Source organism: Paracoccus lichenicola (genome assembly GCF_009708075.1).
GTDB classification, from domain to species: Bacteria; Pseudomonadota; Alphaproteobacteria; order Rhodobacterales; family Rhodobacteraceae; genus Paracoccus; species Paracoccus lichenicola.
Genome location: NZ_WMBT01000006.1, coordinates 144,288 through 163,005, shown reverse-complemented (window position 1 = coordinate 163,005; position 18,718 = coordinate 144,288). Strand labels below are relative to the sequence as shown.

The following is an 18,718-nucleotide window of genomic DNA, read 5'->3' as shown; positions in this document are numbered from 1 at the left end:
CCCTTGACGAGGGGTGACGAACATCCGGCCATTCATCGGGGAGCGCACGGTCAGATCGCGCCGTGGCAGTGCTTGAACTTCTTGCCCGATCCGCAGGGACAGGGATCGTTGCGCGACGGGTTGCCCCAGGTGTTCATGTCGGCTTCGTCGAATCCCTGGACCAGCGGCTCGGGCTTCAGCGCATCGTCATCCGAATGATGTTCTGCCCCGTGTTCCATCGTCAGGTGTTCCTGCGCGGCCTTCTGCTGCTGGGCCATCTGGCGCAGCATGTCCTCGCGTTCGGCCTCGGTCAGGGGGCGGATTTGCGCCAGGCGCTGCGTCACGTCGAAGCGCAGACCGTCCAGCATCGTCTCGAACAGCTGGAACGCCTCGGTCTTGTATTCCGACAGGGGGTCGCGCTGCGCATAGCCGCGAAAGCCCACGACTGACCGCAGGTGTTCCAGCGTCAGCAGGTGGTCGCGCCATTTCCCGTCGATCATCTGCAACAGCACCTGCTTTTCGATGTTGCGCATGTTTTCCGGGCCGAAGGCCTGGGCCTTGTCGGCCTGATAGGTGTCGGTCGCCTGTTCGATGCGTTCGCGGATGGTATCCTGGTCCACGCCTTCCTCGGCCGCCCAGTCGGCGACGGGCAGGTTCATGTTCAGCCGTTCGCGGATGGCGGTCTTCAGCCCCTCCAGGTCCCATTGTTCGGGATAGGATTTCGGCGGCATGTGTTCGTCGATCAGGTCGTCGATCACCTGGTGGCGCATGTCGGCGGTGATCTCGCCCACCTCGGCGCTGTCCATGATCTCGCGGCGCTGGCTGAAGATCGCCTTGCGCTGGTCGTTCATCACGTCGTCGAATTTCAGCAACTGCTTGCGGATGTCGAAGTTGCGGCCCTCGACCTTGGCCTGGGCGCGTTCCAGCGACCTGTTGACCCAAGGGTGGATGATCGCCTCGCCTTCCTTCATGCCCAGGGTGGACAGGACCTTGTCCAGACGTTCCGACCCGAAGATGCGCATCAGGTCGTCGTCCAGCGACAGGAAGAACAGCGACCGCCCCGGATCGCCCTGGCGGCCGGAGCGCCCGCGCAGCTGGTTGTCGATGCGGCGGGATTCGTGGCGTTCGGTGCCCAGGACGAACAGGCCCCCGGCGTCCAGAACCCTTTGCCTGTCGGCGGCGTGTTCGGATTCGATCCGGGCGCGGACCTCATCAGGATTGGCTTCGGGGTCGGCGGCCAGCGCCTCCATCACCTTCATTTCCACGTTGCCGCCCAGCTGGATGTCGGTGCCGCGGCCCGCCATGTTGGTGGCGATGGTCACGGCGCCGGGCTTGCCCGCATCGGCCACGATCTGCGCCTCGGCCTCGTGCTGGCGGGCGTTCAGGACGTTGTGGGGAATGCCCTGCTTTTGCAGCATCGCCGACAGCATCTCGGACTTCTCGATGCTGGTGGTGCCGACCAGGGTCGGCTGGCCCTTGGCATGGGCGTCCTTGATCGCCTCTATCACGGCGGCGTATTTCTCGGCCGCGGTGCGATACACGCGGTCGTGTTCGTCCACGCGCGCCACGCCCCGGTTCGTGGGAACCTCGACCACACCCAGCTTGTAGATCTCGGCGAATTCCTCGGCCTCGGTCGCCGCCGTACCGGTCATACCGGCCAGCTTGGCGTAAAGGCGGAAATAGTTCTGGAAGGTGACGGAGGCCAGCGTCACGTTTTCCGGCTGGATGGTCACGCCTTCCTTGGCCTCGATCGCCTGGTGCAACCCGTCGGACAGGCGGCGGCCCTTCATCATCCGGCCGGTGAATTCGTCGATCAGCATCACCTCGCCGTCGCGGACCATGTAGTGCTGGTCCTTGTTGAACAGCTTCCAGGCGCGCAGGGCCTGGTTCGCGTGGTGGACGATGGTCGTGGATTCCGGGTCATAGAGCGTCTGCCCCTCGGGCAGGATGCCGTCGGCTTGCAGGCGGGTTTCCAGGAACTCGTTGCCTTCCTCGGTGAAGGTCGCGTTGCGGGCCTTTTCGTCCAGCTTGTAGTGGTCTTCGGTCAGCAGCGGGATGTACTGGTTCAGCGTGACGTACAGCTCGCTGCGGTCCTGGCTGGGGCCGGAAATGATCAGCGGCGTGCGCGCCTCGTCGATCAGGATGCTGTCCACCTCGTCCACGATGGCGAAGTTGTGGCCGCGCTGGACCATCTCCTCGACGCTGCCCTTCATGTTGTCGCGCAGATAGTCGAAGCCCAGTTCGTTGTTGGTGGCATAGGTCACGTCGGCGCCGTAGGCCGCGCGCTTTTCCGGTTCCGCCTGGAAGGGATACACGACGCCCGTGGTCATGCCCAGCTGGCGGAACACCTTGCCCATCCACTCGGCGTCGCGTTTGGCCAGGTAATCGTTGACCGTGACGATGTGGACGCCCTTGCCGGTCAGCGCATTGAGATAGGCGGGGAATGTCGCCACCAGGGTCTTGCCCTCGCCCGTCTTCATCTCGGCGATGTTGCCCTGGTGCAGGAAGATGCCGCCCATCAGCTGCACGTCGAAGGCCCGCAGGCCCAGGGCGCGGCGCGCCCCTTCGCGGCAGTTGGCGAAGGCTTCGGGCAGGATGTCGTCCAGGCTTTCGCCCCCGGCCACGCGGGTCTGGAACTCGCGCGTCTTGTCGATCAGTCCCTGATCGGTCAGCGGGCGGAACTGATCCTCCAGCGCGTTGATGCGGGCGACCAGCCCGCGCGTGCCCTTGACCTTGCGGTCGTTGGGGCTTCCAAAGACCTTCTTCGCCAGATTTCCGATGCCGAGCATGTAGACCTTCGCAATCACGTTGTTGGGAAAGGCGATCCCGGCCGGGCCTACTTGCCGCGACCTGCCGCATTGCCGTATCAGGGGCCTGAACGAAAGCGGCGGCGGCGCCTTCCACGGAGTTGGACCGGGATCTATGCCTCGCCTGCCCCACTGTCAACGCTGGCCCCGATGCGCGGGCAGAACAAGCGAAGGGATCCCCATGCTGAAACCGTCGATTCTGGCCGTTCTTCTGGCCACGGCCCTGCCTTTTGCGGCCACCGCCCAGGACAAGGGCGCCGACACCGTCGTGGCCACCGTCAACGGCACCCCCATCACCCTGGGCGAGATGATCGTGATGAAAGAGGCCGCATCCCAGGATCCCCAGATGGCCGCCATGGGCGACGGCGCGCTGTACGAGATCATGCTGGACCAGTTGATCCAGCAGACCGCGGTCGCCGCCGCGGGCAAGGAAAACGCGGGCGTGCGCGCGCAACTGGAAATCCAGCGCCGCAACACGCTCGCCGCCGCCGCCATCGCCGAGGTGACGAAGGCCCAGCCGACGGATGCGGAGATCCAGGCCGCCTATGACGGGCTGTTCGCATCGGCCGAACCGCCGACAGAATATTCCGCCGCCCATATCCTGGTCGATACCGAGGAAAAGGCGCGTGACATCAAGGCCCAGCTGGACGGCGGCGCGGATTTCGGCACGCTGGCCGAACAGAATTCCACCGGACCCAGCGGGCCGAACAAGGGCGATTTGGGCTGGTTCAGTGCGGATCAGATGGTCAAGCCCTTTGCCGATGCGGTGGCAGGGATGGAAAAGGGCCAGGTCTCGGATCCCGTGCAGACCGAGTTCGGCTGGCATGTCATCAAGCTGAACGACACCCGGATGCGCGAGGCCCCCAAGCTTGAAGACGTGCGCGACCAGATCAGCCAGATGGTGCTGCGCGACAAGGTCCAGGCGGAAATCGAGCGCCTGACCGGCGAGGCGACGGTGGAAAAGACCGAAGGCATCGACCCCGCGGCCCTGAGCAAGACCGAGTTGCTGGAGGCCGAGTGATGGGCAAGGCCGGGCTTTCCGTTTCCCCTCTGGCGCCCGCCGCATTCCCCGACCTGCCAGCCATCGACGGCGTGGAATTCGCCAGCGGTGCCGCCGGCGTGAAGTATCAAGGCCGCACCGACGTGACGCTGATCCGCATCGCACCGGGATCGACCCTGGCGGGGGCCTTCACCAAATCGTCAACCCGCGCGGCCTGCATCCTGGACAACCAGGCCAAGCTGGCGGCGGGGGGCGACGCGCCCCAGGGCGCCGCGATCATCGTCAATTCCGGCAATGCCAACGCCTTCACTGGCGCACGGGGGCAGGAATCGGTCGATGCGGTGACAGGCGCGGTGGCGCAGGCCACGGGCGTTCCGGCGGAACGGGTGTTCTCCTCCTCGACCGGGGTGATCGGCGAGCCGCTGCCCCATGACCGGATCATCGCCATCGTGGGCGACCTGGCGGCGTCGCTGGAGGCGGGCGGCATTGCCGACGCGGCCCGCGCGATCATGACCACCGACACCTTTCCCAAGGGGGCCTCGGCGGTCGTCGCGGGCGAGGGCGGGGACATCCGCATCGCGGGCATCGCCAAGGGGTCGGGCATGATCGCGCCCGACATGGCGACGATGCTGGTCTATGTCTTCACCGACGCCGCGATCGCCGCGCCGCTGTTGCAGCAGGCGCTGTCGTCGGGGCTGGACACGACCTTCAACGCCATTACGGTGGACAGCGACACCTCGACATCCGACGCGTTGATCCTGGCCGCGACCGGGCGCAGCCCTGCGGCGCCGATCACCGCACTGGACAGCGGCGCGGGCGCGGCCTTCGTGACCGCGCTGCACGGCGTGATGCGAGAGCTGGCGCAGCTTGTGGTCCGCGACGGCGAGGGCGCGACGAAATTCGTCGAGGTGCGGGTGACGGGCGCGGCGTCCGACGCGGACGCCCACAAGGTCGCCATGGCCATCGCCAATTCGCCCCTGGTCAAGACCGCCATCGCGGGCGAGGACGCGAACTGGGGCCGCATCGTCGCCGCCGTCGGCAAGTCCGGCGCCCAGGCCGACCGCGACCGGCTGCGGATCCGCTTCGGCGACATGGTGCTGGCGGAAAACGGCTGGCGCTCGCCCGATTATGACGAGGCCAAGGCCAGCGCCTACATGAAGCGGCCCGATCTGGTGATCGCCGTCGATCTGGGCTTGGGGCAGGGCGCGCGGACCGTGTGGACCTGCGACCTGACCCACGGCTATATCGACATCAACGCCGATTACCGGTCGTGAAAACCCTCCTTGTCGCCGCCGTCGCCCTGATCGACGCCGACGGACGCGTGCTTCTGGCGCAGCGCCCCGAGGGCAAGTCGATGGCGGGATTGTGGGAATTCCCCGGCGGCAAGGTCGAACCCGGAGAGACGCCCGAAGCCGCCCTGATCCGCGAGCTGCACGAGGAACTGGGCATCGACACCTGGACATCCTGCCTGGCGCCCCTGACCTTCGCCAGCCACGGCTATCCCGATTTCCACCTGCTGATGCCGGTCTTTGCCTGCCGCCGCTGGACGGGAATCGCCCGTCCGCAGGAAGGACAGCGGCTGGCCTGGGTCCGTGCCGCGGATTTGCGCAGTTACCCCATGCCGCCAGCGGATGTGCCGCTGATCCCGGCATTGCAGATGTGGCTTTGAGGTCGCAATTTCGGGTGTGTCTTTGCAAACTGCCCGCAAAATGTCGTAGATAGCCGCTTCGTTAATTCCTTGTGAACACTTTCATGACACGCTGGTTGCAGAGAGTACAGGAGGGCTTGACATGATTCGCACCATCTCGATTGGCAGCCATATTCTCGTCCAGGGGCTTTTTGAATGTCTGGCCCCGAACGGGAACATGGTGGTCCGCATCGGAACGCGCACCTTTGAAGGAAAACCGGTCACGCGCTGACCGGGGGCAAAGGCGCCGCGACAAACACGAAAGGGGCGGCCCCGTCAGGCCGCCCCTTTGTCGTGTTCACGGATGCAAGTTCGGGGCGCCGCGTTACAGCGTGCGCTCGACCTCCTCGCGCTCGAAGATCTCGATGATGTCGCCCTTGCGGATGTCGTCGTAGTTCTCGAAGGCCATGCCGCATTCCTGGCCCGAGATGACTTCCTTCACCTCGTCCTTGAAGCGTTTCAGCGTCTTCAGCGTGCCCTCGTGGATCACCACGTTGTCGCGCAGCAGGCGCACGCCCGCCGAACGGCGTGCCACGCCCTCGGTCACAAGGCAGCCCGCGACATTGCCCACGCCCGTGACGCGGAAGACTTCGCGGATTTCGGCATAGCCGATGAAGTTCTCGCGCACCTCGTTCGACAAGAGACCCGAGGCCGCCGCCTTGATGTCGTCCACCAGGTCGTAGATGATCGAGTAATAGCGGATCTCGACACCCTTCTGGTTGGCCGAATTGCGGGCCGGGGCATTGGCGCGGACGTTGAAGCCGATGACCGGGGCCTTGGACGCCTCGGCCAGGCCGATGTCGGATTCGGTGATCGCGCCGACGCCGTAATGCAGCACGCGGACACGGACCTCGTCGTTGCCGATCTTTTCCAGGGCCTGCACGATGGCTTCGGCCGAACCCTGCACGTCGGCCTTCACGACCACCGGCAGCTCGGACACGCTTTCATCGGCCTTGGCCTTGGCCATCAGCTGTTCCAGCGTGGTCGCGGCACCGGCGGCGGCGCGCTTGTCCTTGGTCTGCTGGATGCGGTAATCCGCGATCTCGCGGGCCTGCGCCTCGGTTTCGACCACGTTCAGCACGTCGCCCGCGGCGGGGGTGCCGTCCAGGCCCAGAACCTCGACCGGGACCGAGGGTCCGGCTTCGTCCACGCGCTCGCCCTTGTCGTTGATCAGCGCGCGCACCTTGCCCCACTGTTCGCCCACGACAAAGATGTCGCCGCGCTTCAGCGTGCCGTTCTGCACCAGGACGGTCGCGACGGGGCCACGGCCCACGTCCAGCTGCGCCTCGATCACCGCGCCCTGGGCGGCACGGTTCGGGTTGGCCTCGAGTTCCAGGATCTCGGCCTGGAGGGCGATGGCTTCCAGCAGTTCGTCAAGGCCCTGGCCGGTTTTGGCCGAAACCTCGACATCCTGCACCTCGCCCGACATTTCCTCGACGACCACCTCGTGCTGCAGCAGCGCGGTGCGGACCCTGTTCGGATCGGCCGAAGGCTTGTCGATCTTGTTGATCGCGACGATCATCGGGACGTTCGCGGCCTTGGCGTGATTGATCGCCTCGACCGTCTGCGGCATCACCGCGTCGTCGGCGGCAACCACCAGCACGACGATGTCGGTGACCTGCGCGCCGCGCGCCCGCATCGAGGTGAAGGCCGCGTGGCCCGGCGTGTCCAGGAAGGTCAGCACCGCGCCCGAGTCGGTCTTCACCTGATAGGCGCCGATGTGCTGGGTGATCCCGCCCGCCTCGCCCGAGACGACGTTGGCCTTGCGGATCGCGTCCAGAAGCGAGGTCTTGCCGTGGTCCACATGGCCCATGATCGTGATGATCGGCGGGCGCGGCTGCAGATCCTCGGCGCGGTCCTTGACCGTGTCGATGACCTGTTCCACGTCGGCGTCCGACACGCGGACGGCCTTGTGGCCGAATTCCTCGATCACCAGTTCGGCCGTGTCGGCGTCGATGGCCTGGTTCATGGACACCATCATGCCCATCTTCATCAGCGACTTGACCACGTCGGCGGCGCGTTCCGCCATCCGGTTGGCCAGTTCCGACACGACGATGGTTTCCGGCAGCTGCACGTCGCGCACCTGCTTTTCGGCGCGCACGCTGCCCATGGCCTTCTGCCGGGCGCGGTCCTGCTTGCGCTTCATCGCGGCCAGCGAACGCTGGCGCCCGCCTTCGCCATCCAGCGCCTGCGTCAGCGACAGGCGGCCGGTGCGGCGGCTGTCCTCGGCCTTGGCCTTGGCCTTGGCGTCGCTGTCGCCGCCGGTGTCGCGGCGGTCGCGGTCGGTGCGGCGCGGACCCGTGGCAACGCCGGGCTTCTCGGCGCGAGAGGCTGCGGCCTCGATCGCGGCGCGGTCGGGGGTGACCGGGCGGGCACCGGCCGGACGGGCGCCGGCAGCAGCAGGACGGGCGCCGGCCGTCTTGGCGTCGGCGGAACGCGCGACACGCTCTGCGGCTTTCGGCTCTTCCTTGGCGCGGGCCAGTTCCTCGGCCTCGCGGACGCGGCGCTCGTCTTCCTCGGCCTTGGCCTTGCGGGCTTCCTCGCGTTCGCGTTCCTCGCGCTCTTTCGCCTCGATCTCGGCGCGGCGGCGTTCGCGTTCTTCCTCGCGCGCCTTTTCGTCGGCCAGGCGCTGCGCGGCTTCCTCGACCTCGCGCGATTTCGCGGCGGCAAGGGCCTTCAGCCGGCGCTCCATCTCGGCGTCGGAAATGCCTGCGGGGCGCTTGGAAGGGTCGCTTGCGACCTTGGCGGTCAGCGGATTCTTGACCTTGTCGGTCACGGTCGTTGCCGCCGCGCCGGCTTTCGGCACCACGACGCGCTTGCGCTTGGTTTCCACGACGACGCTCTTGGTGCGACCGTGGCTGAAGCTTTGCTTGACCTGGCCCGAGCGGCCGCTGCCGCCGAGTCCCAAGGTCGATTTTCCGTCTTTGTCGCTCATCTGCGTCTTCATTCCTTCCCGGCCGCCGTATTGCCGCCGTCATGCCCGCGCAGACCCGTCAGTCTGCCGGCTTCCAAGATCACCTTGTCCGTCAGTCCACCCGCCGCAAGCGCGCCGTGTATGACATGATCGCGCCCGAAGGACAAACCCAATTCTGATGCGGTCAGGCAGCCGAACCAACGGCCGCCTGTCGGCGTCCACAGCTTTCCCTTGCCGCGTTCCGATCCGTCGCTGGCCTGCAGCAGCACCTTCGCGCGCCCCTCGGCCAGCCAGCCCTTGACCTTCTCGAACCCCGCCACGGCACGGCCCGACTTGCGCGCCAACGATACCAGTTCGACCAGCCGTTTCGCAACGCCCGCCTCGACCAGATCGGCCAGGCCGTCCGGCGCCCTGACCGGAGCCTTGGCGGCGCGGGAAAACAGCCCCTTCGCCGCCGCCTTGTCGATGGCCGCGCGATCCGCGACGACCCAGATGCCACGACCCGGCAGCTTTTCCGCCAGATCCGGGAAGACCAGGCCCTCCGGCCCGGCCACGAAACGGATCAGCCCAGCCTTGGGCTGGACCTCTCCGGTGACGATGCAGCGCCTTTCGGGCTGATCATGATCCTTGATGCGACCACCGCGGCTCAAGCGGGCAAATCCGGGGCATCACGCCCCGGCCTCCTGGTCGTCGGGGGTCCCGGTCTCGTCGGCCTTGCCTTCCAGCTCGGCGGGATCGACCCAACCCAATTGCACGCGTGCGGTCATCACCAGGTTCTGTGCTTCCTCAAGAGAGACATCGAAGGGTTCCAGAAGACCCTCGTCCTTGACGCGCTGGCCGTTCACCGTGGTCCAGCCGCCGGCCAGTTCCCAGTCGGCGCAGGTGGCGAAATCTTCCAGCGTCTTCACGCCGTCCTTGGCCAATGCTTCCACCATCTGGGGGTTCAGCCCCTCGAATTCAATAAGGCTGTCCTCGGCGCCAAGCGCGCGGGCGTTTTCAAGCGCGGCCTTGGTCTTGGCTTCCAGCACGTCGCGGGCGCGCGCCTGCAGTTCCGAGGCCGTGCCTTCGTCCACGCCGTCGATGGACAAGAGTTCGTCCAGATCGACATAGGCCACTTCCTCCAGGTCGGTGAAGCCCTCGGCCACCAGAAGCTGGGCGAAGAATTCGTCCAGATCCAGCGCGTCCATGAACAGTTGGGTCCGGGCGTTGAACTCGGCCTGGCGGCGCTTGGATTCCTCTTCCTCGGTCAGGATGTCGATGTCCATGCCGGTCAGCTGGCTGGCCAGGCGCACGTTCTGGCCGCGCCGCCCGATGGCAAGGCTCAGCTGCTCGTCGGGGACCACCACCTCGATCTTGTTGGCTTCCTCGTCGAAGACGACCTTGCTGACCTCGGCGGGCTGAAGGGCATTGACCAGGAAGGTCGCCTGATCCTCGTTCCAGGGGATTATGTCGATCTTTTCGCCCTGCAACTCGCCCACCACGGCTTGCACGCGGCTGCCGCGCATCCCGACGCAGGCGCCGACCGGGTCGATGCTGTTGTCATAGGAAATCACGGCGATCTTGGCGCGCGAACCGGGATCGCGGGCCACGGCCTTGATCTCGATGATGCCGTCATAGATTTCGGGCACCTCCATCTTGAACAGCTCGGCCATGAACTGCGGGTCGGTGCGCGACAGGAAGATCTGCGGCCCGCGCGATTCGCGGCGCACGTCCTTGACATAGGCGCGGATGCGGTCGTTCGGGCGATAGCTTTCGCGGCCGATCTTCTCGTTGCGGCGCAGGATCGCCTCGCCCCGGCCGACATCGACGATGATGTTGCCGTATTCCTCGCGCTTGACGACGCCGTTGATGATGGTGCCGGCGCGGTCCTTGAATTCCTCGTACTGGCGATCACGCTCGGCCTCGCGGACGCGCTGCAGGATCACCTGCTTGGCCGATTGCGCGGCGATGCGGCCCAGTTCGACCGGCGGCACCTGGTCCACGATCTCGTCGCCGACCTGCGGATTGTCGGCATAGGGGCGGGCCTGCTCGACCGTCAGTTGCGCCTGATAGTTTTCCACCGCGTCATCCTCGACCACGGTGCGGACGCGGGTGAAGCTCGCGTGGCCGGTCTTGCGGTCGATCTTGACGCGGATGTCCATCTCCGCGCCGTAACGCGACTTGGCGGCCCGGGCGAGGCTGTCTTCCATCGCCTCGATGACCAGCTCCGGCTCGATCATCTTCTCGCGCGCGACGGCTTCGGCGGTTTGCAGCAGTTCAAGCTGGTTGGCAGAGGTGATTGCCATCACTCACTCCTTGTCAGCGGCGTCATTTGCGCCGTCGTTGTCGTCTTCGGTTTCGATCTCGTCAAAGGCGGCTTCGTCCAGGTTCTCGATCTGGACGCCCGCTTCCTTCTTCTGGCGCAGCATCTCGCGGATCAGCTCGTCGGTCAGGACCAGCTTGGCGTCCGACAGCCAGTCGAACTGCAGCCCGATGGTCTGGACCTCGCCCGCTTCCTCGATGTTCAGCAGGACCTCGTCGCCGCCCTCGCCCCTCTCGACGCCCGCCAGCACGCCCTTGAAGCGCTTGCGCCCGTCGATGGCCTGGTTCGTTTCCAGCCGCGCCTCGTATCCCTCGAAGGTCTCGAAGTCCTTCATGCGGGTCAGGGGGCGGTCGATGCCGGGGCTGCTGACTTCCAGGTGGTAATTGTCCTCGATCGGATCCTCGACATCCAGGGTGGCGCTGACGGCCACGGAAATGTCGCCGCAATCGTCCACGTTGATGCCGCCCTCGGGCCGGTCGGCCATGATCTGCAGGGTCGCGGTCTTGCCGCCCTGCAGGCGCACGCGCACCAGCTCGAACCCCAGATCCTCGATCACCGGGGCGATGATCTCGGCCAGGCGCCGGTCGATGGCGGTCTTGGCGATCAGATCGTTCGACATGAGATCCTTTCGGATATGAAAAAAGGCCCGAAGCGGGCCATGCGGAAAGGTCCGGTGGGCAGGGGTTGGAAGCCTGCGCCGCTGTTAAGGGGGTATCTAGCACAAGGAACGTGCTTTGCAAGGTCAAACTGGGTCGGCCCGGTCCTCGTCCCGCCACGCATCCATGACCTTGACCAGTTCCGCCAAGATCCGCGGCTCGGACAGGGCATGTCCCGAGGCGGGGATCAGGCGCAAGTCGCAAGCGGGCCAGCCCTCGGCCAGGCGCCAGGCGGACAGGGGCGGACAGACCATGTCGTAGCGGCCCTGGACGATCACGGCGGGCAGATGCTCGATCCGGTGCCGGTCGCGCAGAAGCTGGCCTTCCTCCAGGAAGCAGCGGTTGGTGAAATAGTGATTCTCTAGCCGGGCGAAGGCGCGGGCGTAATCGGACGGGGCGTGGCTGACGGCGGCCGATTGCAGGCCGGCCAGCGCGTTTTCCCACATCAGCCAGGGCTGCGCATAGCGGCCCTGCCGCCCGAGGTCGGTCGAGAACAGCCGCTTGTGATAGGCGGCGATCAGGTCGCCGCGTTCGGCCTCGGGGATCGGCTCGCAGAACTGCGCCCACAGGTCGGGAAAGAACCGTCCCGCGCCGCCGCCATAGAACCAGTCAAGCTCGCCCTGCGTGCCCAGGAAGACGCCGCGCAGCACCAGCCCGGTCACGCGGTCCGGGTGCGCCTGCGCATAGGCCAGCGCCAGGGTCGCGCCCCAGCTGCCGCCGAACAGCAGCACCGATTCGAGGCCGAGGGTCTGGCGGATCACCTCGATGTCCGCGATCAGGTGCTGCGTGGTGTTGGCATGGACCGAGGCCTGGGGGCGCGAGCGTCCGCAGCCGCGCTGGTCGAACAGGATCGCGCGGTAATGGGCCGGGTCGAAGAAGCGGCGCATGAAGGGGCTGCAGCCGCCGCCGGGACCGCCATGCAGGACCAGCACGGGCCGCCCCTCGGGGTTGCCGCTTTCCTCGACATAGATCTGGTGGCCACAGCCCACCTCCAGCAGGTGGCGGGCAAAGGGTTCCGCGGCCATGTGGAGGCGGCCCGGCGATGCGGCGTTTTGTCCTGCCAATCGGTCCATCGCCTTATTATAAGCGCAGACGAACCCGCCCGCCAGAAGGACAATTCCATGACCAGCATCGACCCCGCCGAGATCGCCAAGTTCGAGGCGATGGCCGCCGAATGGTGGGATCCCCGGGGCAAGTTCCGGCCGCTGCACCTGATGAACCCGGTGCGGCTGGACTACATCGCCGCCCAGATCGCGGGCGAGTTCGGGCGCGACCGCCGCGACCTGCGCCCGTTTGCCGGGCTGCGCGTGCTGGACATCGGCTGCGGCGGCGGGCTGGTGGCGGAACCGATGGCCCGGCTGGGCGCGGATGTGGTGGGGGCCGACGCGGCAGAGGGCAACATCGCCGTGGCGCGGGTCCATGCGGAAGGGCAGGGGCTTGCCATCGACTATCGCGCCACCACCGCCGAGGCGCTGGCCGCCGCGGGCGAGGTCTTCGACGTGGTCCTGGCGCTGGAGATCGTGGAACACGTGGCCGATCCCCGGGCCTTTGTCGCCACCTGCCGGGATCTGGTGCGCCCGGGCGGGCTGGTGATCCTGTCCACGCTGAACCGCACGGCCCGCAGTTTCGGCGCGGCGATCATCGGGGCCGAATGGATCATGCGCTGGCTGCCGCGCGGCACGCATGACTGGAACCGCTTCATCACGCCCGACAAACTGGCGGGGATGGCCGGGGGCGCGGGGCTGACGGTGGCCGACCGGCGGGGGATGGTGTTCAACCCCCTTGGCTTCGGCTGGTCGCTGTCGGACCGGGATCTGTCCGTGAACTATGTCCTGACCGCCCGGCGCGGGGGCTAGCCGTCGCTGTCCTCCAGCCGGATGCGCAATTCGCGCAGCACGGGCAGGGCGGTGCGGACCTTGTCGGCGCCGATGTCGCGCACGACCTGGGCAATCAGCGGCATGAAGGCGGCGATGGCGGCATCGCGCGCCGCCCGCCCCGCCGGGCTGATCGACACGAACTTGCGCCGCGCGTCGTCCCAGTCGGGGCGGATATGAACATGGCCCGCCCATTCCAGCCGCGACAGCGTGTTGGTCATGGCCCCGCGCGTGACGTGAAAGGCCTGGGCCAGTTGCGCGGGGGTCCGTTCCTCGTTCACGTGGGCCAACAGGTTCAGGACCGAGAAATGCGAGATCTGCATCCCGCGCGGCAGGGCCTTGCCGATCAGGTTCCGCGACAGTTGCTCGGCGATCAAGACCTCGGCGAAAAGGCTTGCGGCAAGCCGGTCATTAGCCGGCGGGCGGTCGGTCTCGGATATCGGCATTTTTCTCTGGGGGATGTTCGCGGGCGAGCAAAGCAGGAACCCTGCCTTGCCCGGGGGGCCTTGGTCAAGCCCGACCTTTGCCGGATCCTGCGTCAGCGGCGTGGTCAGGCGGCGGTGCCGGCCAGAAGCGCGTCCAGCTTGCCCTGGCGGTCCAGGTCGAACAGGTCGTCGCAGCCGCCGACATGCCGGTCGCCGATGAAGATCTGCGGCACCGTGCGGCGTCCTCCGGCACGCTGCGTCATCTGCGCACGCACCGCCGGATCGGCGCCCACGTCGATTTCGTCATAACGGGCGTTCTTTTCCCGCAGAAGGCCCTTGGCGCGGATGCAGAAGGGACAGGTGCGGGTGGTATAGATGGTGATCGCAGGGGGGGTCATGGGGCGCTCCTTTTCGTGGTGGCCCCTTATCTAGGCATCCTTGACCGCCCTTGCCAGAACCGCGACCGAAACCGGTCCCGAACCTGCCGCCAGCAGCGCCTCCGTTGCCGCCGCCAGGGTCGCGCCGGATGCCATCACGTCATCAACCACCAGCACCGGCCGCCCCTGCAAGGCCGCCACGCGGCGGGGGTTCACGGCAAGCGCCCCCGCGACATTGGCGAAACGGTCGCTGACGCCGCCATGATCCTGGCCCGGCGTATGGCGGCGGCGGACCAGCAGGTCGGGCAGATGCGCCGCCCCATGCGCCCGCGCCACCCGCCCCGAGATCAGCGCCGCCTGGTTGTAGCGCCGCTTGAGCAGCCGCCGCAGATGCAGGGGCACGGGCGCCACGATCGTGTCCGGCCCGATCAGCGGCGCCGCCGCCCGCGCCAGCCAACCCGCCAGCGCAGGGGCCAGGTCCGGCCGGTCGCCGTGCTTCAGCGCCAGCACCAGACGCCGCCCCGCGCCCGCATAGACCAGCGCCGCACGGCCCCCCTGCCAAGGCCGCGCCATCGCCAGGCAGTCGTCGCAGGCAAGCGCCGGATCGTCCGCGCCCGTTCCGTCGTCGGGCAGCGGCACCCCGCAGCGCGCGCAGGCCGCGCCGGTGATGAAGCGCGTGTCGGGAAAGCAGGCCGGGCACAACTGCCCCGGACCCTCGCCCCCGCCCGCCACGGGCGCGCCGCAGGCCACGCATTGCGGCGGATACAGCAGGCGCAACGCGCCTTTCATCGCCCCGTGAAGCACCCTATGGTCCACCCCCATGAACACGCCCCCGCCAGACCGCCCCGCCCTGACCGACCGCCCCGCGCTGCTACGCCAGCGGGACCGCGCGATTCGCCAGGGCTTCGTCGATGTGCTGCACCGGCTTGCCGCCGACGAGATCCAGGATAGGCTGGCCGAGATTAACAGAAGGTTTACCGCCCCCGCCGTGGTGACGGGTTTTCCCGCGCTTTGGGCCGAATCCTTCCCGGATGCCCGCATCGTCCCCGACGATCCCGTCCTGGATCTGGAACCCGGCGCGCATGACCTGGTGATCCACGCCATGGCGCTGCACTGGGCCGACGATCCGGTGGGCCAGATCGTCCAATGCGCGCGTGCCCTGCGCGAGGACGGGCTGTTCATTGCCGTCTGCCTGGGCAACCAGACGCTTCAGGAACTGCGCGCCGCCCTGGCCCAGGCCGAGGTGGAACTGACCGGTGGCCTGTCTCCCCGCATCCTGCCGATGGGCGAGATCCGCGATCTGGGCCAGCTTCTGGGCCGCGCGGGCCTGGCCCTGCCGGTGGCGGATGTGCTGCCCCAGAAGGCCAGTTATCGCGACCTGTTCCACCTGGCCCATGACCTGCGCGCCATGGGCGAGGGGAACGCCATGGCCGCCCGCCTGCGCCGCCCGACGCGGCCCGCGGTCTTTGCCCGCGCCGCCGCGATCATGGCCCAACACCATGGCGACCGCGACGATCCGTCCCGTGTCGCTGCAACCTTCGATCTGGTCTTTCTGACCGGATGGTCGCCCTCGGACACGCAGCCCAAACCGCTGCGGCCGGGATCGGCCACGACCCGACTTGAAGACGCGCTGAAAGAAATCAGGACCAGGAAGACATGACGCCAGCCCACGCGCCTGCAAACCACCCCTCGATCCCGCCGAAAAAGACCGGGATCCTGATCGCCAACCTGGGCACGCCGGACGGCTATGACTATTGGTCGATGCGGCGGTATCTGAACGAATTCCTGTCGGACCGCCGGGTGATCGACTATCCGGCCTGGAAATGGCAGCCGCTGCTGCAAGGGATCATCCTGACCAAGCGGCCCTTCACGTCCGGCAAGAACTACAAGCTGATCTGGAACGAGGAGCGGAACGAAAGTCCGCTGATGACCATCACCCGGTCCCAGACCGAGGCCCTGCGCGCGCGCGCCACCGCCGAATGGGGTGACGGCGTGATGGTCGAGTTCTGCATGCGCTATGGCAACCCCTCGACCGAAAGCGTGCTGGACCGCATGGTCAAGGCGGGCTGCCAGCGGATCGTGTTCCTGCCGCTTTATCCGCAATACGCGGGCGCGACCTCGGGCACCGCGAACGACCAGATGTTCCGCGCGCTGATGGCGCAGAAATGGCAGCCGGCGGTCCGCACCTGCGAGCCGTATTTCGACCGCCCCGATTACATCGCCGCGCTGGCCGCGTCGGTGCGCCGCACGCTGGGCGACACCGTTCCGGCCAAGCTGGTCGCCAGCTATCACGGGATGCCGAAACGCTATCTGCTGGAGGGCGATCCCTATCATTGCCAATGCCAGAAGACATCCCGCCTGCTGAAAGAGGCGCTCGGCTGGCCCGACGGGGTGATCGACACGACCTTCCAGTCCGTCTTCGGGACCGAGGAATGGCTGCGTCCCTATACCGTCCAGCATGTGGCGGAACTGGCGAAACGCGGCATCACCGACATCGCCGTGATCTCGCCCGCCTTTTCGTCGGACTGCATCGAGACGCTGGAGGAGATCAACGGCGAGATCCGCGAAAGCTTCGAGCACGCGGGCGGCAAGGAGTTCACCTATATCCCCTGCCTGAACGACGATCCCGCCCATGTCGAGGTGATGCTGAACGTGGTGCGCGACAACATCGCCGGCTGGGTCTAGCCAAACGAAAGGGGGCCGAGGCCCCCTTTTTCAGATCACCAGGACCTGCGTGCCGATCTTGGTCAGGCCATACAGTTCCTTGATATGCTCGTTGTAAAGCCCGATGCAGCCGTTCGACGACTTGCGCCCGATCTTGCGCGTGTCGTGGGTGCCGTGGATGCGGTAATATTGCCAGGACAGCCACAGCGCATGGGTGCCCAGGGGGTTGTCGGGACCGGGGCCCACGAAGTCCGGCCAGTCGGGGTTGCGGACCTTCATCTCGGGCGTGGGCGACCAGCTGGGACCCTCGACTTTCTTGATGATCTCGGTCCGGCCGGTGCGGGTCAGTTCGGAACTGACCGGGATGGACGAGGGATAGACCCGGTAGGTCGCGCCATCCTCGGACCAGAAATGCACCGCGCGCGAGGTCAGGTCGCACAGGATCGCGCCGTTGGTCAGGTTCTCGAAATGCCCCTGCCAGCTTTGCGCCGAGAAGGACGAGATGTTGTGGCGGCTGTCGGCGTTCGGATCGTATTGCACCGCCCCCGCGTCGGGGGTTGCGCCCGGGACGGCGCCGGGCGCCGCGCCATAGATCGGCTGGCCCGTATAGGGGTCGTATTGCTGCGCCAAGGACGGCATCGCCAGACCGGCGGCGCCGAGTGCTGCGGCCGAACCCAGAAAGGTCCGGCGGTTGATGGGGGATGACTTGCTCATCGTCGAATGTCCTTTGACGGATGGCCGTTCTTGGGGACGGCCTTGATCACTGCGCCTCATGCGGTAAGGGATTCCTATACGCGCGGGCAGCGATTCCGGCAATTCAAACCCGTGTCAGCGGCGATCTTGCCACAACCCGCGCCCTTCACGGATTCTTGGGTTTGATCGTCTTGCCGTCCTTCGGTAAATCTGGGGCCAAGAAACACGAGGGATGGCGAAAACATGCCGAATTTCAAGCTGATCGCGACGCTGTCGCTGGTGGCGCTGGCCGCCTGCCAGCCGCGCAGCCTGCCGCCCGTCGCGGCCGATGGCCAGTCGATGCCGACGGGCCGCCAGATCAGCGCGGCCGAGGAACAGCAGATTCCGATCCGGGTGTTGCAGCAAATCAACACGTTGCGGGGAAACATCGCGGCCCCGCCCTTGACGCTGAACCCGCAACTGTCGGCGGCGGCGCTGGCCCATTCGCGCGACATGTCGGCGCAGAACCGGGCCTGGCACTGGGGATCGGACGGATCCTCGCCCTTGGACCGGGCGCGCCGGGCGGGTTACTTCGGCACCGTGGCGGGCGAGAACATCTCGGAATCCTACGAGAACGACATGCAGACGCTGAGCGCCTGGATGGGCACGCGCGACACCCGCGACGTGATCATGGATCCGGCGGCGACGAACCTGGGCTTTGCCTGGTACCAGGAACCCTCGGGCAAGGTCTGGTGGACGCTGCTGACGGGCAGCTGAGGCGAAAGGCAAAGGCCCCGGAGGAACCGGGGCCTTGTTCGTTCGGGGATCAGGGGTTGATGACGATCGGCACGCCGGGGCGCAGCATCGCGTACACCTCCTCGATCTCCTCGTCCTTGACGGCGATGCAGCCTGCGGTCCAGTCGCGGTTCTTCTGGGCGAAGCGGTTGCCGTCCGGGCCGCGGCCATGGATGAAGATGTCGCCGCCCGCGTGCCGGCCCAGGGCGTTGGCCAGGGCCGCGTCGTGTTCGTTCGGATAGGACACGCCCACCGACAGGTGATAACGGCTGCGCGGGTTGAAGCGGTCGATGAAATAAACGCCCTCGGGCGTCTTGCCATCGCCCTCGAACTGCTTGTGGCCCACGGGCACGTTGCCCAGGCCCACGTCATAGGATTTCAGCACGGTCGTCCCGTGCAGAAGATACATCTTGCGGTCGCCCTTGTTCACGACGACCTGGGTCACGGCGGGGCCGTTATAGGCCTTGAACTTGCTGGGGGGTTTGCCACATGCCGCCAGAAAGGCGAGCATCGAAAATGCGACGGCGCGGCGCGTTGGCTTGAACATCACTGCCTCTGGACGTTTC

The 18,718-nt window shown here is 66.8% G+C and carries 19 protein-coding genes; 8 read left to right on the top strand and 11 right to left on the bottom strand.

Annotated features, from left to right (window positions below; all coding sequences use genetic code 11):
• Nucleotides 1–50 precede the first annotated feature (50 nt).
• Nucleotides 51–2,768: a preprotein translocase subunit SecA gene (gene secA / locus GIY56_RS11895; protein ID WP_154765064.1), complete on the bottom strand. Its 2,718-nt coding sequence runs from the start codon at nt 2,766–2,768 to the stop codon at nt 51–53.
• A gap of 199 nt (nt 2,769–2,967) precedes the next feature.
• On the opposite strand from secA, the gene GIY56_RS11890 reads away from it, so the two are divergent.
• From GIY56_RS11890 to GIY56_RS18765, 4 genes are all read left to right on the top strand, one after another.
• Nucleotides 2,968–3,807: a peptidylprolyl isomerase gene (locus GIY56_RS11890; RefSeq protein WP_154765063.1), complete on the top strand. Its 840-nt coding sequence runs from the start codon at nt 2,968–2,970 to the stop codon at nt 3,805–3,807.
• Nucleotides 3,807–5,060: a bifunctional glutamate N-acetyltransferase/amino-acid acetyltransferase ArgJ gene (argJ, locus tag GIY56_RS11885; protein ID WP_154765062.1), complete on the top strand. Its 1,254-nt coding sequence runs from the start codon at nt 3,807–3,809 to the stop codon at nt 5,058–5,060. The genes GIY56_RS11890 and argJ overlap by 1 nt, the downstream gene beginning before the upstream one ends.
• Nucleotides 5,057–5,455, top strand: a complete 399-nt coding sequence (mutT, locus tag GIY56_RS11880) for an 8-oxo-dGTP diphosphatase MutT (RefSeq protein WP_328288527.1) — start codon at nt 5,057–5,059, stop codon at nt 5,453–5,455. Before argJ ends, mutT begins: the two co-directional genes overlap by 4 nt.
• A 121-nt stretch (nt 5,456–5,576) precedes the next feature.
• Nucleotides 5,577–5,705, top strand: a complete 129-nt coding sequence (locus tag GIY56_RS18765) for a hypothetical protein (RefSeq protein WP_268866570.1) — start codon at nt 5,577–5,579, stop codon at nt 5,703–5,705.
• 93 nt (nt 5,706–5,798) lie between these two features.
• On the opposite strand, the gene infB is transcribed toward GIY56_RS18765, so the two are convergent.
• The 5 genes from infB to pip all read right to left on the bottom strand — a co-directional run bounded on the left by infB (nt 5,799) and on the right by pip (nt 12,418).
• Complete coding sequence (gene infB / locus GIY56_RS11875; protein WP_154765061.1) at nt 5,799–8,408, bottom strand: translation initiation factor IF-2; 2,610 nt, start codon at nt 8,406–8,408, stop codon at nt 5,799–5,801.
• 8 nt (nt 8,409–8,416) lie between these two features.
• Nucleotides 8,417–9,037 carry an RNA-binding protein gene (locus tag GIY56_RS11870; RefSeq protein ID WP_154765060.1) on the bottom strand — a complete coding sequence of 207 codons (621 nt, stop codon included), beginning with the start codon at nt 9,035–9,037 and terminating at the stop codon, nt 8,417–8,419.
• Nucleotides 9,038–9,055: 18 nt separating this feature from the next.
• The gene (gene nusA, locus GIY56_RS11865) at nt 9,056–10,672 is read right to left on the bottom strand and encodes a transcription termination factor NusA (protein WP_154765059.1); all 1,617 of its coding nucleotides are present in this window, start codon (nt 10,670–10,672) and stop codon (nt 9,056–9,058) included.
• A 3-nt stretch (nt 10,673–10,675) separates the two neighbouring features.
• Entirely contained in the window at nt 10,676–11,308 is a 633-nt protein-coding gene (gene rimP, locus GIY56_RS11860) for a ribosome maturation factor RimP (RefSeq protein ID WP_154765058.1), read from the bottom strand.
• Between the two features lie 123 nt (nt 11,309–11,431).
• Nucleotides 11,432–12,418 carry a prolyl aminopeptidase gene (pip, locus tag GIY56_RS11855; protein WP_154765057.1) on the bottom strand — a complete coding sequence of 329 codons (987 nt, stop codon included), beginning with the start codon at nt 12,416–12,418 and terminating at the stop codon, nt 11,432–11,434.
• A 48-nt stretch (nt 12,419–12,466) separates the two neighbouring features.
• Here pip and ubiG point away from each other — a divergent pair, with 48 nt between their 5' ends.
• Nucleotides 12,467–13,201 carry a bifunctional 2-polyprenyl-6-hydroxyphenol methylase/3-demethylubiquinol 3-O-methyltransferase UbiG gene (gene ubiG, locus GIY56_RS11850; protein ID WP_154765056.1) on the top strand — a complete coding sequence of 245 codons (735 nt, stop codon included), beginning with the start codon at nt 12,467–12,469 and terminating at the stop codon, nt 13,199–13,201.
• On the opposite strand, the gene GIY56_RS11845 is transcribed toward ubiG, so the two are convergent.
• From GIY56_RS11845 to GIY56_RS11835, 3 genes are all read right to left on the bottom strand, one after another.
• Complete coding sequence (locus GIY56_RS11845; RefSeq protein WP_154765055.1) at nt 13,198–13,665, bottom strand: MarR family winged helix-turn-helix transcriptional regulator; 468 nt, start codon at nt 13,663–13,665, stop codon at nt 13,198–13,200. The genes ubiG and GIY56_RS11845 overlap by 4 nt on opposite strands.
• A 104-nt stretch (nt 13,666–13,769) precedes the next feature.
• Nucleotides 13,770–14,042, bottom strand: a complete 273-nt coding sequence (gene grxC, locus GIY56_RS11840) for a glutaredoxin 3 (RefSeq protein ID WP_154765054.1) — start codon at nt 14,040–14,042, stop codon at nt 13,770–13,772.
• Between the two features lie 30 nt (nt 14,043–14,072).
• Nucleotides 14,073–14,810: a double zinc ribbon domain-containing protein gene (locus GIY56_RS11835; RefSeq protein WP_154765053.1), complete on the bottom strand. Its 738-nt coding sequence runs from the start codon at nt 14,808–14,810 to the stop codon at nt 14,073–14,075.
• A 31-nt stretch (nt 14,811–14,841) separates the two neighbouring features.
• On the opposite strand from GIY56_RS11835, the gene GIY56_RS11830 reads away from it, so the two are divergent.
• Nucleotides 14,842–15,681, top strand: coding sequence for a methyltransferase domain-containing protein (locus GIY56_RS11830; protein WP_154765052.1), 840 nt, complete (start codon nt 14,842–14,844; stop codon nt 15,679–15,681).
• The gene (gene hemH, locus GIY56_RS11825; protein WP_154765051.1) at nt 15,678–16,706 is read left to right on the top strand and encodes a ferrochelatase; all 1,029 of its coding nucleotides are present in this window, start codon (nt 15,678–15,680) and stop codon (nt 16,704–16,706) included. The genes GIY56_RS11830 and hemH overlap by 4 nt, the downstream gene beginning before the upstream one ends.
• A gap of 30 nt (nt 16,707–16,736) precedes the next feature.
• Here the strand turns inward: hemH and GIY56_RS11820 are convergent, their stop codons facing one another.
• Nucleotides 16,737–17,399: a L,D-transpeptidase gene (locus GIY56_RS11820; protein ID WP_154765050.1), complete on the bottom strand. Its 663-nt coding sequence runs from the start codon at nt 17,397–17,399 to the stop codon at nt 16,737–16,739.
• 222 nt (nt 17,400–17,621) lie between these two features.
• On the opposite strand from GIY56_RS11820, the gene dalA reads away from it, so the two are divergent.
• Entirely contained in the window at nt 17,622–18,134 is a 513-nt protein-coding gene (gene dalA, locus GIY56_RS11815) for a divisome-associated lipoprotein DalA (RefSeq protein ID WP_154765049.1), read from the top strand.
• A gap of 49 nt (nt 18,135–18,183) precedes the next feature.
• Here the strand turns inward: dalA and GIY56_RS11810 are convergent, their stop codons facing one another.
• On the bottom strand, nt 18,184–18,699 hold the full coding sequence (locus GIY56_RS11810) for a L,D-transpeptidase family protein (protein ID WP_154765048.1): 516 nt from the start codon (nt 18,697–18,699) through the stop codon (nt 18,184–18,186).
• Between the last annotated feature and the right edge of the window lie 19 nt (nt 18,700–18,718).